Annotated in this window: 17 protein-coding genes and 1 pseudogene; 4 read left to right on the top strand and 14 right to left on the bottom strand. The window is 64.9% G+C overall.

The features are described from left to right. A pseudogene (locus VK519_RS07580) lies at positions 1-298 on the bottom strand (hypothetical protein); the annotation flags it as partial. Between the two features lie 176 nt (positions 299-474). Between VK519_RS07580 and VK519_RS07575 the strand changes: the two are divergent. Continuing rightward, complete coding sequence (locus VK519_RS07575; protein WP_324348684.1) at positions 475-1,458, top strand: helix-turn-helix transcriptional regulator; 984 nt, start codon at positions 475-477, stop codon at positions 1,456-1,458. A gap of 7 nt (positions 1,459-1,465) precedes the next feature. Then, positions 1,466-2,464: a patatin-like phospholipase family protein gene (locus VK519_RS07570; RefSeq protein ID WP_324348682.1), complete on the top strand. Its 999-nt coding sequence runs from the start codon at positions 1,466-1,468 to the stop codon at positions 2,462-2,464. A gap of 46 nt (positions 2,465-2,510) precedes the next feature. Here the strand turns inward: VK519_RS07570 and VK519_RS07565 are convergent, their stop codons facing one another. The 8 genes from VK519_RS07565 to VK519_RS07530 form a co-directional block, all read right to left on the bottom strand. Beyond that, positions 2,511-3,227, bottom strand: a complete 717-nt coding sequence (locus VK519_RS07565) for a glycosyltransferase (RefSeq protein WP_324348681.1) — start codon at positions 3,225-3,227, stop codon at positions 2,511-2,513. 50 nt (positions 3,228-3,277) lie between these two features. Then, positions 3,278-4,012 carry a DUF3379 family protein gene (locus VK519_RS07560; protein WP_324348680.1) on the bottom strand — a complete coding sequence of 245 codons (735 nt, stop codon included), beginning with the start codon at positions 4,010-4,012 and terminating at the stop codon, positions 3,278-3,280. After that, positions 4,009-4,539 carry a sigma-70 family RNA polymerase sigma factor gene (locus VK519_RS07555; RefSeq protein ID WP_324348678.1) on the bottom strand — a complete coding sequence of 177 codons (531 nt, stop codon included), beginning with the start codon at positions 4,537-4,539 and terminating at the stop codon, positions 4,009-4,011. Before VK519_RS07555 ends, VK519_RS07560 begins: the two co-directional genes overlap by 4 nt. 20 nt (positions 4,540-4,559) lie before the next feature. Next, the gene (locus tag VK519_RS07550; protein WP_324348676.1) at positions 4,560-5,426 is read right to left on the bottom strand and encodes a ParB/RepB/Spo0J family partition protein; all 867 of its coding nucleotides are present in this window, start codon (positions 5,424-5,426) and stop codon (positions 4,560-4,562) included. Between the two features lie 9 nt (positions 5,427-5,435). Beyond that, positions 5,436-6,263, bottom strand: a complete 828-nt coding sequence (locus VK519_RS07545; RefSeq protein WP_324348674.1) for a ParA family protein — start codon at positions 6,261-6,263, stop codon at positions 5,436-5,438. A 54-nt stretch (positions 6,264-6,317) separates the two neighbouring features. Then, the gene (rsmG, locus tag VK519_RS07540) at positions 6,318-6,950 is read right to left on the bottom strand and encodes a 16S rRNA (guanine(527)-N(7))-methyltransferase RsmG (RefSeq protein ID WP_324348673.1); all 633 of its coding nucleotides are present in this window, start codon (positions 6,948-6,950) and stop codon (positions 6,318-6,320) included. 68 nt (positions 6,951-7,018) lie between these two features. After that, complete coding sequence (locus tag VK519_RS07535; RefSeq protein ID WP_324348671.1) at positions 7,019-7,486, bottom strand: SPFH domain-containing protein; 468 nt, start codon at positions 7,484-7,486, stop codon at positions 7,019-7,021. A 353-nt stretch (positions 7,487-7,839) separates the two neighbouring features. Beyond that, a complete protein-coding gene (locus tag VK519_RS07530; protein WP_324348670.1) occupies positions 7,840-8,754 on the bottom strand; it encodes a M14 family metallopeptidase in 915 nt (304 codons plus the stop codon). A 265-nt stretch (positions 8,755-9,019) separates the two neighbouring features. On the opposite strand from VK519_RS07530, the gene VK519_RS07525 reads away from it, so the two are divergent. Continuing rightward, a complete protein-coding gene (locus VK519_RS07525) occupies positions 9,020-9,466 on the top strand; it encodes a DoxX family protein (protein ID WP_324348669.1) in 447 nt (148 codons plus the stop codon). Positions 9,467-9,494: 28 nt separating this feature from the next. Here VK519_RS07525 and VK519_RS07520 read toward each other — a convergent pair whose 3' ends face one another. From VK519_RS07520 to VK519_RS07510, 3 genes are all read right to left on the bottom strand, one after another. Beyond that, positions 9,495-9,731: a hypothetical protein gene (locus VK519_RS07520; protein WP_324348668.1), complete on the bottom strand. Its 237-nt coding sequence runs from the start codon at positions 9,729-9,731 to the stop codon at positions 9,495-9,497. Between the two features lie 156 nt (positions 9,732-9,887). Then, positions 9,888-10,628: a LytR/AlgR family response regulator transcription factor gene (locus VK519_RS07515; protein ID WP_324348666.1), complete on the bottom strand. Its 741-nt coding sequence runs from the start codon at positions 10,626-10,628 to the stop codon at positions 9,888-9,890. Further along, positions 10,625-11,734, bottom strand: coding sequence for a sensor histidine kinase (locus VK519_RS07510; protein ID WP_324348664.1), 1,110 nt, complete (start codon positions 11,732-11,734; stop codon positions 10,625-10,627). Before VK519_RS07510 ends, VK519_RS07515 begins: the two co-directional genes overlap by 4 nt. Positions 11,735-12,013: 279 nt before the next feature. Between VK519_RS07510 and VK519_RS07505 the strand changes: the two genes are divergently transcribed. Beyond that, complete coding sequence (locus VK519_RS07505; protein ID WP_324348662.1) at positions 12,014-13,234, top strand: carboxylate--amine ligase; 1,221 nt, start codon at positions 12,014-12,016, stop codon at positions 13,232-13,234. A gap of 10 nt (positions 13,235-13,244) precedes the next feature. Here VK519_RS07505 and VK519_RS07500 read toward each other — a convergent pair whose 3' ends face one another. Both VK519_RS07500 and VK519_RS07495 read right to left on the bottom strand, forming a co-directional pair. Next, the gene (locus tag VK519_RS07500) at positions 13,245-13,844 is read right to left on the bottom strand and encodes a short chain dehydrogenase (RefSeq protein WP_324348660.1); all 600 of its coding nucleotides are present in this window, start codon (positions 13,842-13,844) and stop codon (positions 13,245-13,247) included. Between the two features lie 13 nt (positions 13,845-13,857). Beyond that, positions 13,858-15,260 (bottom strand): glycoside hydrolase family 2 protein (locus VK519_RS07495; protein WP_324348659.1); only part of this gene is annotated, 1,403 nt, incomplete at its 5' end.

The following is a 15,260-nucleotide window of genomic DNA, read 5'->3' as shown; positions in this document are numbered from 1 at the left end:
CCACCAGTCCCTCGATGGTGGGCAGGCTACCTTGCGTGGGTTCCCATCCGTGCCACAGGCGCGCGCCGGGCACGCGCAGGCAACTGGCGATCAGGCCGCCGGACACCAGCACCAGGCCGGCAAGCAATGGCGCAAGTACTTCACCGCGCCCGTCGACATACACCCCGGCTGCCAGCGCCAGGCCCATCAGCAGCCATAACCCATAGCCGGCCGCGGCCAGTACCGACAGCACGACACCGGTCAACGGGATGCTGGCCGTGTCCAGCGGACGCCGGGAGGTCAACGTTCGGTCGGCCATGGATGGGGGATTCCATGTCTGGCTGAAGGGGAAGGTACGGCTGGGGCGGCCGCATGATCGGCTATCTTTACCCTTGCCGCGTCCGGAAGCAAACGCCATTCGGCCTCATGCCGAAGACACGCCAGCCGTGGCAAGCTGTGCAATGGGCGCCCGGCCCCCACTTCACGGCGACGAACATGGACCGCTACGAGCGTATTCTGACCCTCCACCGCCTATTGAAGTCGGCCCACTACCCGGTGCCATTGCCGCGGTTGATGGACGAATTGCAATGCTCCCGGGCCACGCTCTACCGCGACGTGGCGTTCCTCCGCGATGGCCTGGGCGCGCCGGTGCAGAGCGCGCCTGGCGAGCAGGCCGCCTTCCGCTACGAGGTCGGCGAGGGCGACAGCTTCGAGCTTCCAGGCCTGTGGCTGACGTCTGACGAACTGGCCGCGCTGCTGGCGTTGAACGAGCTGATCGGCCGTTCGGATCCCGGCGTGTTGGCCAACGCGCTGGCGCCCTTCAAGACACGCATCGAGCGCCTGTTGTCCGACCATGGCAGCGGCAAGTCGCTCCCGGTGGATCGCATCCGGGTCATCTCCTGGGGTGCGCGCACGATGGACCAGCAGTCGTTCCGTATCGTTGCAGGCGCCACGCTCGAGCGTAAGAGCATCACCTTCCGCTACAAGGCGCGCACCACCAACGCCGATTCGCGCCGCACGGTATCGCCGCAGCGGCTCACCCACTACCGCGACAACTGGTACCTCGATGCCTGGGACCATGACCGCGAGGCCCTGCGCAGCTTTGCCGTGGACCGTATCGTCGAACCGCGCGTGCAGGACGCCGCAGCCAAGGACGTGGGCGATGCCGAACTCAACGAGATGCTGGCCTCCAGCTACGGCATCTTCGCCGGCAAGCCCAAGGCATGGGCCACGATCCGCTTCTCCGCGCACGCCGCGCGCTGGGTGGCCGATGAGCACTGGCATTCGCAGCAGCGGGGCGAATGGCTGTCCGACGGCCGCTACGAGTTGAAGGTACCTTATTCCAACTCGCGGGAATTATTGATGGATGTGCTCAAATACGGGCCCGACGCTGAAATCGTCGGCCCGCTCCCGCTTCGCGAGGAGATGAAGATCATGCTGCAGCTCGCGCTCACCGGTTACCAGCAACAACCCGCCTGATGCACTAATGACTGAAATTGCAGAAACAGGAGCGGTGCCCGCTGACAGCGGTTTGCCGCGCCGTCCCAGCGTCGCGCTGGCGCTGGGCGCCGGTGGCGCCAAGGGCCTGGCGCACATTGGAGTGATCGAGGAAATCGAGGCGCGTGGCTTCGAGATCACCGCCATCGCCGGCACCTCGATGGGCGCGCTGATCGGCGGTATCTACGCCATGGGCAAGCTGCCGATCTATCGCGACTGGGTATCGAGCCTGGCGCGCATGGACGTGTTGCGCATGGTCGACTGGACATTCTCCGGCGGTGGCCTGATCAAGGGCGACAAGCTGATGGGCGCGCTGCGCGAGCTGATCGGCGAGATGGACATTGAGTCCCTGCCCCTGGCGTACACCGCGGTGGCGACCGACCTCGACCGCGAACGCGAGGTGTGGCTCACGCGTGGACCACTCTTTGATGCGATCCGCGCCTCCATCGCCATTCCCACCGTATTCCGCCCGCACGTGCAGGATGGCCGCCGCCTGGTGGATGGCGCGCTGATGAACCCGCTGCCGGTCATGCCGCTGCTTCGTGAGCCAGCCGACTACGTGATCGCGGTGAGCGTGGATGGCGTGGCCGAGCCACCCACCCCCGAGCGCGACAAGGAAATCCGCCAGGACGAAGAATCCGGCTACCGCAAGCGCATCGGCGACCTGTTGAACAAGGTGATCCCGCACAGCCAGGTCAAGGCGCGTACGCCCGGGGCGCTGGAACTGCTGAACCAGGCGATGGACCTGATGCAGGCAAACCTTGCCCGGCTGCGCCTTGCGGCCTACCCGCCGGACCTCCTGATCGAGGTCCCGCGCAATGTATCGCTGGCGTATGAGTTTTACCGGGCCAAGGAATTGATCGAGCTCGGACGCATGCGTGCGCGGCAACAGCTCGATCGCTGGCCGCCGGCCATGCAGCTGGCCGAGGCCGACCTTGCCCTCACCCGCGACCGCGAACCGACAGGTTCGGGCACATCGCTGCTTTAGGGCGCGATGTTGGGGGTCAGAGTCATTACCCTGACCCCGGCTGCCGCTACAGCTCGCGGGTGTCGGTGACCTTGCCCCGGCGCATCAGCCAGGCCACGCCGCGAAGGTCGGCAAGGCCAACCCACAGGCGGTCGAGCATGCCGTACTTCGACGTGCCCATCGTGCGCGGGCGGTGGCCCACCGGCACGCTCACGCTCTCAAACCCCGCGCGCTTGACCAGCGCAGGCAGGTAGCGGTGCATATGGTCGAAGTAGGGCAGGCGCAGGAACACTTCGCGCTCGAACAGCTTCAGGCCGCAACCGGTGTCCGGCGTGTCGTCCCTGAGCATGCGTGAGCGCACGCCGTTGGCGATCTTCGAGGAAATGCGCTTGTTGAAGCTGTCCCGGCGCGTGGTGCGCCAGCCGGCGAAGAGGCGCACCTGCGCCTGGGCCGTGGCGCGCGATGCCAATAGCTTGGGAATATCGGCCGGATCGTTCTGGCCGTCGCCGTCGAGCGTGGCGATCCACGACGCATTCGCCGCGCGCACGCCGTTCCACACCGCGGTGCTCTGCCCGCTGCGGGTGACGTGGTGGATGATGCGCAATTCCGGGTGGCGGGATTTTTCAGCCTGGAGCACGGCGAGGCTGTCGTCGCTGGAGTCGTCGTCGACGTAGATGACTTCGTAGTCGATCGTGCCACGCAGCGCCGTGGCGATCTCGGCCAGCAGCGGCGGGATGTTGTCGCGCTCGTTGAACACGGGCACGACGACGGCGAGCTGGGGCATCGGACGATCCCAAGAGAGGCGGGGTCGCGCATTATCGCGCAACTGGCCCCTTAGAGCGACGCCACGCGGTTCCCGCCCACGCCGTCGATGGCGCGCAGCCACGAGCCCTCGGCCCGGTCCAGGGCGTCCATGCTCGCGTCGCGCGAAAGCAGCACCAGGGTGCCGCCGGCCATGGGTATGTCACGGCCCTTCCAGCCGCCCCGGTGGAAGTCGCTGCGGCTGTCGCCCTTGCGGCCGGGGATATACAGGGCCACCACGGGCTGGTCGGTGCCGGCACGGGTGACCACATGCACCGCCTCCTCGCCTCCCACCATGCAATCGTGGACGTAGGTGACATCCGAGGGCATCGGCCCGCGCAAGCGGACGCCGCGGCCGGCGAAGCCCGCCTCGATATCCTGGTCGGCTATCGGGGTGGTCATGGCCAGGGAATTCATCTCGTAGGGCATGTGCGCCACGGCCATGGCCGGCAGGCTGTGGGCGTCGGCGTAATTCCAGCCGAAGCCACCGACGGCCACGGCGAACACCGCGCTGGCCGCCATCGCCATCCAGGTACGGCGACGGAAGCCGTCGCGGCGGCGTTCGGCGGTGGCCTGGGCCAGCAGGACGCGCTCGGCCAGGCCCTGGGGAACGGGAACGGCCATGGCCTCGCCCAGCACGTGCTCGAAGCGCTGTGCACGCTGCCACACCGCCATGCACTCGGGGCAGCTATCGCGGTGGGCAAGGAGGTCGGCGTCGTGCGACATCGGCTCGGTGGCAATGCGGCGGCGGAAGTCCAGGTGATTCATGGCACCCCCTGCGCCGCTGCGCCGCCCTGCAACAGGCTCTTGAGTTTCTGCCGGGCGCGGAAGAGTTGCGTCATCACGGCGCCGGCGGCCTGCCCGGTTTCCGCGGCGATCTCGTTGCAGTTCATCCCGCCCAGCACTTGCATGGCCAGCGGTTCTCGGTATTTTCCGGGAAGTTTCATCATGGCTTCGCGCACGGCAAGGGCATCGTTGCTGCGTTCGGGGCTGGTCCAGGCAGCGTCATCGGGCAAGGTGTCGTCCATCTCCACGGTGTCGAACTGTTTGCGCTCGTAGATCCGCGCATGTTCGCGCCGCAGGATGGTGAACAGCCACGGCTTGGCGGCGTCCGCTTCGCGCAGGGCATCGATGTTCTTCCACGCGCGCAGCAGGGTTTCCTGGACCAGATCCTGGGCCAGGGCATCGTTCCGGCACAGCCAGAAGGCGAAGCGGTACAGATCGCTGCTACAGGCGCGAACCATGGCTTCGTACTGTCGCTGTTTCGGATTCACCTTCCTGGAGACCGGGGCCATGGAGAAAACCTTACATCGGGCTAGCGAATCTTGCCTAGGATGCCTTCCAGTTCGTCGTTGCTGTGGAAGTGGATCACCAGCTTCCCCTTGCCGCCGCGACCCTGGGCCACTTCGACCTTCGCGGCCAGGCGTTCGGCCAGCTCACGCTCAAGGTTGGCGACGTTCGGGTCGCGCGTGGTGGCTGCTGCTTTTGCCTTGCCCACCGGCGCAGTTTGCGCGCGGCGTGCGGCCTCTTCGAGCTCGCGCACCGTCCAGCCATTGCGTGCCGCTTCCAGGGCCAGCGGTTCGGCTATGGAGGCCTGCAGGGTAAGCAGGCAACGCGCGTGGCCCATTTCCAGCTTGCCCTCGTCGAGCATCTGCTTGATGGATGCAGGCAGTTCCATCAGGCGCAGCAGGTTCGACACCGAGGCGCGCGAGCGGCCCACGGCATCGGCGGCCTGCTGGTGGGTGAGGTCGAATTCGTCGATCAGCCGGCCCAGGGCCTGGGCTTCCTCCAGCGGAGTGAGCTCCTGGCGCTGGATGTTCTCGATCAGCGCCATGGCCAGCACCGATTGTTCCGGGACGTCCTTGACGATGGCCGGCAGCTCGCCCAACTGGGCGCGCTGCGCGGCGCGCCAACGGCGCTCGCCGGCGATCAGTTCGTATTTATCCTTGCCGATGGAGCGAACCACGATCGGCTGGATCAACCCTTGCGCCTTGATCGAGGCCGCCAGTTCGTCGAGGGCTTCGTCATTCCAGTGGCGGCGGGGCTGGTACTTGCCGGCCTGGATGTTGCCGATCGGGATCATCCTGAACTGGCCTTCCTGCTCGATCACCGAATGACCGGTGTCGTCGTTGCCGAGCAGGGCATCAAGACCTCGCCCGAGTCCTCGTTTCTTCGCCGCCATGGAATCTCCTTAACTTGCCGCTGCGTCGGGACCGGCGTCGACGACCAGCGCAGCGCCGGACGGTTCGGTACCGCCATTGCGCTCGCGGCGGATGATTTCGCCGGCAAGGCCAATGTAGGCAATGGCGCCACGTGAGCCGCGGTCGTACAGATGGATCGGCTGGCCATGGCTGGGCGCCTCGGCCAGGCGTACGTTGCGCGGGATGATCGAGCGCAGCACTTTGTCGCCGAAGTGCTGGGTGAGCTGCGCGGATACCTCGTTGCCAAGGTTGTTGCGCACGTCGTACATGGTGCGCAGCAGGCCTTCGATCTCGAGCTTGGGATTGAGCCGCTGGCGCACCGCCTTGACCGTGTCGAGCAGGCTCGACAGGCCTTCCAGCGCAAAGTATTCGCACTGCACCGGAATAAGCAGGCCGTCGGCGGCCGCCAGCGCATTGAGCGTGAGCAGGTGCAGCGAGGGCGGACAGTCGACCAGGATGATGTCGTAGTTGCCGGTGATCTTGGCCAACTGGTCTTTAAGACGCGTCTCGCGGGCGATCGCGTCCATCAGCTTCAGTTCGACGGCGGTGAGGTCGCCGTTGCCGGGCATGAGGTCGTAACCGGCTTCGGTGCGCACGATCACGTCTTCGATCGCCACTTCTTCGAGCAGCACTTCGCAGCCATTGGGCTTGGCTGCGCGCTTGTCGACGCCAGAGGCCATGGTGGCATTTCCCTGCGGGTCGAGATCCACCAGCAATACCTTGCGCTTGGCCGCGGCGAGCGCGGCGGCGAGGTTCACGGATGTGGTGGTCTTGCCGACACCGCCTTTCTGGTTGGCGACAGCGATGATGCGGGCCATGCTCGAGGGAACCGTGCGCGGAAAGTGGGCTAGGTTACCATCGCCGCAAGGTTTTCAGGCGCGGCGGAGCACCACCAGGTGGCGTTCGCCGTCCGCGCCGGGCACGGCGAGCCTCTCGATGGCCTGCACGGTGAAACCGGCCGGCATTCCCGGCAGTTCTTCCGCCGGGTATTTTCCCTTCATCGCCAGCCACGTGCCGCCCGGGGCCAGCAGATGGCCGCCCCAGGCCAGCATGTCGGCCAGGGATGCGAAGGCCCGCGCGGTGATGCAGTCGAACGTGCCTTCGACGTCTTCCACCCGTTGCTGGGTGGCTGTGACCCGGCCGCCCAGCCCCAGGCTGCGGATGGCTTCGCGCAGGAAACGGACCTTCTTGCCGTTGGAATCCACCAGCAGGCAAGTGCGCTCGGGTGAGAGCAGCGCCAGGGGAATGCCCGGCAGACCCGGGCCGGTGCCCAGGTCCGCAAGCGTCTGGCCGGTGACGTACGGCGCGATGGCCAGCGAATCCACAAGGTGCCGGCTGACCATGCCTTCCGCGTCGCGCACGGCGGTCAGGTTGTAGGCGGCATTCCAGCGTTGCAGCAGGGCCTGGTAGTCCAGCAGGGCCTCGACCGTGGCAGGTGCCAGCGACTGGCCGAGCGCGGCCACGCCTTGTTCTAGCAGGCGCCGTAGCGCGTCGCGGTTATCCATGGGGGTTGCCAGCGTGAATCGGTTAGGCGGTTGGGGGTCAGAGTAATGACTCTGACCCCGCGCTGCGATCAGGCGATCGAGAGGTCCACGCGGGTCACCAGCATGCCGCGCTCGCGCAGGAAAGCGTTGGCGGCCAGCTTCAGGCGGGCGTTCATGGCGCGGAAATCGGCATCGTTCGCAGCGTCGGTGCGCAGGGCATCGCGAAGGCGCTCACGGATGAGTTCGTCAGCCTGGTCGATGACGCAATCGGCGCGCTCAGGCTCCAGCACCTGCCAATACACCGTGCCCTGGACGTCACGCACGGCCGTGTCGGCCTCGACGTGGTCGGTGAACTTGAGGGTTTGACCGCCGAGCTGGATCTTGTGCACCACGCGATCAATCAGCGGCAGTACGAAATGGGGGCCGGCGCCCAGCAGGCGGGCGGGCTTGCCCAAGCGATACAAGCTATGCACCTGGCCTTCCGGGATGCGGCGAAACGAAAGCGCGGCAAAGGCAGCGAGGACGATCGGCAGTAGAATGAAGGCAGAAGTGAACATAGGTTTATATTTCAGCTATTTAGCGGACTATCGTTAACGATGTGTCGAAAAGATCTTACATCGCCATGATGAGTGCAGGATTAATCCTAATTTAACAGGGTCATTTAACGCAAGTATTACAAACGCTTAGTTCTATCGGCCGATTTCGGCGGAAGTTGAACGCCGGCTTTTTCCCCCTAATGCGTCCGAAAACCCGTTTCCCTCGTGGTTTTCTTGCATGCATAGCTCCTGCCAACGCGTTACCAATCCGGTAAGGCATTGGTTTATCGACATTTTTTATAAATCGAGGGACGTGCCTCTTGCTACGGGCAGGCCTGGAAGTGGACCAAGCACGTCTCCGCCACGTTCATTGGTCACTTTTTGACCAAAGCGAAATCCAGCGCCGCACACACCGCCGCCACCTGGGCCGCATTGCACTGCTCAGGCGTGGCACGCGGGCTATCGGGATACACCTCGGTCGTGGTGGTGTAGCGCGCATGGGTCATGCCCGCACACAAGCCCAGCTTCTTCAGTGGGTAAGTGATCACCCCGGGAGCCACCACCGGCGACCCGATGATCTGGCCATTCTCGTCGGCTGGCGCGATATGCGTGACCTTGGCGACCGCCGCAATGACGGCCTGCTGGAACGCCGGCTGCGGATTCTCCGTGTCGTCCACCACATAGAAGCCGTCGGGAATCGTGCCCGGTTCGAAGTCCACGCCGTTGCGCGCTGCCAGAGCCGGCCTGAATTCCGTTTCGTCGGTATCGGTCGTCTCGTGCAGATCGATATGCACGAGCACATCGAACGGCTCGACAAGACCCATGAGCGCCGCCGATTCCGGCGCCGGGCTGTTCTGGCGAAAAGAGCGATTCGGATCCACCGCCTCCGGGTTCCAGCGATGGATGCGCTCGTAGGCCCATGGACTGATGCACGGCGCAACGAGCAGGTTGATCCTGCCCTCATAAGCCGACGCATGCCGCTCGATAAATTGCAGTGCACCATGTACGCCACTGGTCTCGTAGCCATGCACGCCACCCGTCACCAGGGCCACGGGCAATTTATCGCGCCAGGGACGGCTCTTGATGGCCACGAGCGGGTAGTGGTCCGGGCCGTAATCCAGCTGTCCGTACTCCACCACTTCGAAACGCGAGCGCAGCGCATCGACCGCGCCCAGCACATCCGCCCCATAGCTGCGTTGACGGCTTTGCCGGGAAAGCCATTGGGCAAACTCCACCGGACCCCACGCCACGCCGGGGCTGCCGATCGGATAGAAGTTCTGGATGGTCATTGCGCACTCGTTCTTTTGTCCTGGATCAAGACATTCATCTTAACGAGACGCACTGCATCAGAGGCGGCGGGTTCCAGCGTGGGTCTATTAGGTGTGCAGCCTCAAGTTGTTGACCGACTGCGCGGACTTGAGTCCTTGGCCTATCGACCAAAACGATACATAGCATCGATATATATAGGCTATTCAGATGCATGGGGAAGGCCTAGCCTTTCTCCATCGCAACACATGGCTCAAGTCACCTAACCACGCAAAGAGAGAAACCATCATGAACACGAAGGTCGAAACCGTCAGCTTTGCCTCATCCACCAACGATGCACAAACCACATCCAGCTTCAGCCTCAAGAACACCGCTGAACTGCTTGGTCGCGTATTGATCGTTGGTTTGTTCCTGCTTTCCGGCGCCGGCAAGATCACCGCCTACACCGCGACCGCCGGCTATATGGCTTCCGTCGGCGTACCCGGCGCGGTGCTTCCGCTAGTGATCGCCACTGAAGTGCTGGGCTCGCTCGCCATCATCTTTGGCTGGAAGACCCGCATCGTTTCCGTCCTGATGGCGGGCTTCACCCTGCTGACCGCCGCCCTGTTCCACAACAACTTCGGCGATCAGGTGCAGATGATCATGTTCCTTAAGAACGTGTCGATCGCCGGTGCCTTCCTGCTGCTGACCGTCCACGGCGCAGGCCCGATCAGCATCGACAACAAGTCACGCTGATCCCTCGCATCCGTCCGGCTGGCGATGACTACCAGCCGACGATGGAACCGGTGGTCATCAAGCGGGTATCGAAGAGGGCGGTCCCGAGGGTCGGGGCCGCCGTCGTGTCCGCGGCAGCGGAAGTGGCGGGGCTGGAAGCAGTCGCTTCGGCCAGGGACGTGGCATTGGCGTGGTTGGCCAGGGAAGCGATCAGCGGCATCGGCATGCCCAGGCAGACGGCGAGCACGATGGATTGGCTGGCGATGGGGTTAAGACGAATGCGCATGACGGGTCCTCCTCTTCGGTCAGCCAGGACATTAGCCCCGGCGGCAAACCCGCGGCACCCCGTTTGGGATGGATGGCGCCGAAAGCGCGACGAACGGCGCTGAAGTGGGAACGAACGGTCCGCGGCACCCGCCTGCCGAATGGGCCGTGGATCGCCCTAACGCAGGCCGAGCACCGGTTTGGCGGCCTCCCGGAACCGGCGGCTCAGGGTAAGCCGGGTACCGTCGCGCAGCACGATCTCGGCATCACCATGGAAAAGCGGATGCACCTCGCGGACACGGTCAACATTGACCAGGGTCCGGCGGTGGATGCGCAGGAACTGCTCGGGCCCAAGCTCCAGCTCCAGGTTCTTCATCGATTCGCGGTGAAGGATCGACTCCCCGCCCACATGCAGGGCGACGTAATTGCCTTCGGCGCACACGTAGTCGATGTCGGCGACGCGAATCACCCGGTGGTGCTCGCCCACGCGCACGCTCATGCGGCGCGCGGCGGTGGCCAGGGCGTGGAAGCGCGTGGGGGGTGCTTCCATCTGCCGCCATCGCTGCAGCAGGCGTGCGATGCAGTGGTCGAAGCGGTCCTGGTCGATGGGCTTCAATACGTAGTCGATGGCACCCGTATCGAAGGCGCGCAAGGCATGGGTGTCGTATGCGGTGGCGAAGACGATCCACGGCAGCGCGCCCGCGGGCAGCCGCGATGCCAGTTCCAGGCCGTCCATGCCGGGCATGTGGATATCCAGGAAGACCAGTTCCGGGTGCAGGCGGTCGACGGCGAGGATGGCTTCCTCGGCGTTCCCACATTCGCCTACCACGGTGATATCCGTGTGCTTTTCCAGCGCCTGGCGCAGGGCCAGGCGCGCGAGCATTTCATCGTCCACCAGAAGGCAGCGCAACGGCGTCACGCAGTGGCTGCCCGGTAGGGCAGGCTCACCTCGACACAGGTGCCGCCATCGGCGCGTTTGCGCATCCCAAGTGCACTGCCGCCGAGCGCCTCCAGGCGCGCGCGCGTATTGCCCAGTCCCACGCCTTCGCGGATGGCGCCGGACGGAAGTCCCTGGCCGTTGTCCTCGACGGTAAGGTGCAACTGCCCGCCATCGAGCCGAGCGGCCACGCGCAGGGTGCCGCCTTCGGCAAGCCGCAGAAGCCCATGCTGCAAGGCGTTTTCCACCAGGGGCTGAAGGATCAGGTGTGGCACGCAGGCATCGAGCGTATCCGCATCGATGGCGAAATCCGTCACCAGCCGGTCGCCGAAACGCACGCGCTGGATGCCCAGGTAGCAGTCGAGGAACTCTAGCTCCCGGCGCAGCGGCACGTGTTGCCGCTGGTCGTCCTCGAGCGTCAGGCGCAGGAAATCCCCGAGGCGGGAAATCATCACCCGCGCCAGCGGCGGGTCGCTCAGCGCCAGCGCGGAGATCGCATTGAGCGTGTTGAACAGGAAGTGCGGTTGCAGTTGCGCCCTCAAGGCCTGCAGCTGGGTCTGCGCCAGTCGTTGTTCGAGCTGCGTGGAACGCAGACGCTCATTGCGCAGGCGGCGGTGCGAGTCCGCACCACGCGATACGCCCAGTACGGCCCAGTAGATCAGTACGGCCAGGTGCGCCTGGTAGATCAGTTCCACCTTCATCAGGTGGGGAAGCGTCCATGTGGGCGACGGCGGCCGGCCGGCAGTGAGGTAAAGCAGGGTGAGCGTGGTGGCGCCGTGCAACACGCCAAGCACCAGGCTGGCGGGCACATGGACAAGGGCAAACCGGCCCCAGCCTGCACGCGCGGTGCGGTTGCCAAGGAACACCACCAGCGGGGTGAAGACGAACCACAGCCAGAATTCCGGAAGGCTATAGGCCAGCGACTGCCGCAAGCTGCGCTTTTCGTCTTCGCTCAGGGCATTGAGGTACATGCTCAAGGCGCTGAAAAGCGCTATCACCGTCCAGAATCCGAACAACAACAGCCACCGCCGCCAGCGTGACTCGGGCGGGGGAGAAACCAGGCTGATGATGTCGGTGCCGTCGGCCACGCTGCGTGCCCTTGGGAGCGTTAGGCGCGCAGCATGCACCGGAAGACACCCCGCGCGCATGGCCCGGTGGTCACCGGTCGCCGCGCGATTGCCTTTCGGCGGGGTTTCGCCGGGACCGGCCGTTCGGCTTAGCGGCACGCAAAATTTAGTAGCGCTTCCGGCGTAAGGGCGCGGCGGCGGGCAAGGGATAAGCTGGTGTCGCGACTTGCAATGGCTTAAGGCCAGGCGGGGCGCGGAGCGTACGGGTCTGCCGTACGGCCCACTGGCGGGGTACAAGACATGGCAGGGATTGAACGGCACCGCGTGCCGGCGATCGTGCTGGGCCGTGGCCCCACGGCGCTGGGCATGCTCAGGTGCCTCCGGATGGCAGGCATACCCTGCACCGTCGCCGCACCCTCGGGCGACCACGTGGCCCATTCACGCTGGTTTTTACCCACGCCGGGGCCTAAGCCCTGGCAAGGTCAGCTGGGCGAGGAAGGATGGAGCGCGCTGCGCCAGATGCCGATGGACAAGGCGGTGATTATCCCGGGTGCCGATGATGCGGCGCTCTGGTTGACCACGCTTCCCGATGACCTCGCCGCCCGCTTTCTCACCAGCAACAGCTCGGCCGCCACCCAGGCGGTGCTGCAGGACAAATCCCGCTTCGCCGCATTGGCCGGCGAACTTGCCCTGCCCCACCCGCGCACGTATCGCATCGATGTCGAGGCGGACCTCGACCAGGTGCCGTTCGACCAGCTCGACCGCGTCTTCGTCAAACCGGTCAATTCGCAAGCCTTCAGCGACATGACCGGCGCGAAGGGATTCTGGGTGGCCACGCGCTTGGAACTGCGCGACACCTGGCGGCGATTCGATGGCATGGGCTTTCGGGTGATGGTGCAGGAATACGTTCCCGGGCCGCCCGATGCCCACGTATTCGTCGACGGCTTCCGCGATGCGAAAGGCAACATCACGGCCCTGTTCGCCCGCCGCCGGGTGAGGATTTCTCCCCCCGATTTCGGCAACAGCTCGTACTGCCTCAGCATCGCGCTGGACGATATTCCCGACGCCGTGCAGGACGTGAAGCGCCTGCTGGCGCACGTGGACTACCGCGGGATCTTCAGCGCGGAGTTCAAGCATGATCGACGCGACGGTACGCATCGGATCCTGGAAGTGAATACGCGGGCGTGGACGTATGTGGAGTTCGCCGCGCGTTGCGGCGTGAACGTGTGCGAGATGGCGTACGCCGATGCACTGGGCCTGCCCGTGTCCGCTGCCAGCTCAGCCTATCCACTGGGAAAGGGCTGCGTGGACCTGTACCGCGACATCGGTACCGTATGGGCGCAACGCGGGCAAGGCAGCTGGCCATGGCTCACGGTGCTGGCGCAGTGGGCCGGTGCGTACTACCACTCGTTCCGTCTGGACGATCCGGGCCCTGCCCTGCATTTTGTCGGCGAGCTTGCCGCGCGCACCGTTGGACGGATGCACGCGGCGGCACCCCGGCAAGCCGGTTCGCGCGCCTGACTTCTTAAGCCTAGTAAACCTTCAGCACCTGTCCGGTACCCGCACCCTCGATGCTGCGGCTGTAAGCCAGGCCCACGCGAAAAGCCGGGGCGGGCTCGAAGCCGCGGAAGAATGGCCCGTACTTGTCCATCGATTCCACCAGCACCGTGGGGCTCACCACGTTGATGCGGATGCCGCGCGGAAGTTCGATCGCCGCGGCGCGCACGAAGCCTTCCAGGGCCGCGTTCACCATGCTTGCCGATGCGCCGGCAAGGATCGGGTGCTCTGACAGGATGCCGCCGATCAGCGTGAACGAACCTCCGTCGACAACATGCGCAATACCCTGCCGAACCAGATTCACCTGCCCCATCAGCTTGTCGTTGAGGCCCACGGCGAACGCCGCGGCGTCGAGCTCGGCCAGGGGCGCGAAGGTGACATGGCCCGCAGCACTGGCGATGGCATCGACGGTGCCGACACCGTCCAGCATGGCCTTGATGCTTGCCTCGTCGGTGAGATCCACTCGAAAGTCCCCCGACGAGCGACCGGCCGAGATGATTTCGTGCCGGTTGCCCAGTTCCTTGCGTACCGCCATGCCCAGGGTGCCGCTTGCACCTACCAGCAGGATCTTCATGAGTGCTCCTTTTTCAGTGCAACGCGTTGCCCTTGGTCCAGTCCACCACCGACTCAACCGCCATCGCTCGCCGTAGCGCGTCAATGTCGTTATTCCCGGTAACGCGGATATCCATGCTTTCACCGGGCAACAGATCGAATGCGTTGTCCGATAGCCGTGCGTCGAGCTTACCGAAATCGATCCACACACCGCGTGCCAGGCGTTTGGCGCGTACGGTAACCACGATCGCCCCGCCATCCTTGCCAAGTGTCGCTTCGATGGCTGGGCTGGGTAGTGCCAGCGTGCGTGCCGCCCCGAAGTACAGCAGATGGTGCGCAACCACGGTGCCATGCTCGATCAGGTCGAACGACACCACGGTGCGTGCCGGATCGGCCTTGCCGAGGAACCTGGCATCGGTGGTGGTGCCCACGGGCGTACTGGCAAGTTCGCCGACGTGCACGGGCCGGGTGTCGTCGTGCAACACGCGGCCGTCGAAGTCCATCACACGCGTGCGCAGTTGTGCGTCGAAGGGCCCGGTGCGGTCGGACACCACTGATACCTGGGTGCTGCCGTCACGACGGATCGGCACCACGTCCACCGGTGCATAGAAATGCCGCGCGCGGTATTGCAGCGCCTTCCAGCGGCCGAAGTAATCCACGCTCGCCCAGGATGCCCCGGGCCAGACATCGTTGAGCTGCCAGTACAGCGAGCCCATGCTTTGCGGCCGGGCACTACGCAGGTGTTCGGCGGCAAGCTCGATGCCCTCGGCCTGCATCAGCTGGCTCAAATGCACGAAGGAGGGAAAATCTTTCGGCTCGCCATACTCCTGGCGGATATAAAGAAGAAGACGCTGGTTGCCGTTGCCCTTGTCGAACTTCTGGTGCGCGCGCATCACGGTGGACTCGGCGGCCATGTCGTCAGCCTTGGCGAAACTCTCAAGCGTCGCCATTACGGGGAACGACTGCAGGCCGTACTCGGACTGGAAACGGGGCGTGGCGTCCAGATAATGGGCAATGGGCTTGGAGCCCGACCACACTTCCCAGGAGTGGAAATCACCGTCGGTCTCGACGTTGGCCTTTCCTTCGTAGTCGGTACTGGGGGAGCTCGCCCAGTACGGAACGCCCGGGCTTAAGCCCGTCACCACGCTGCGCAGCGTATGGTCGAAGAGCTCGCGCATGCCGTTCTCGATGCGCGCGGTTTCTTCTTTGGGAATGGCTTTGCGAAGCTCCTCGCGGTCGGGCCACGATTCCCAGCCGGTCTGAACTTCGTTGTTGCCGGCCCACAGCACGATGGAGGGATGGTCGCGCAGACGACGCACTTGCTCGGTCGCCTCGATACGCACATTGTCGCGGAAGGGCTTGTCGTAGGGAGGGATCGCCCCGCCGAACATGAAGTCCTGCCAGATCATCAGTCCCATGCGGTCGGCCATCGCGTAGA

This window comes from Pinirhizobacter sp., assembly GCF_035317885.1.
In the GTDB taxonomy this organism is placed as follows: Bacteria; Pseudomonadota; Gammaproteobacteria; order Xanthomonadales; family Rhodanobacteraceae; genus Pinirhizobacter.
This window is presented reverse-complemented; position numbering and strand designations above follow the sequence as displayed.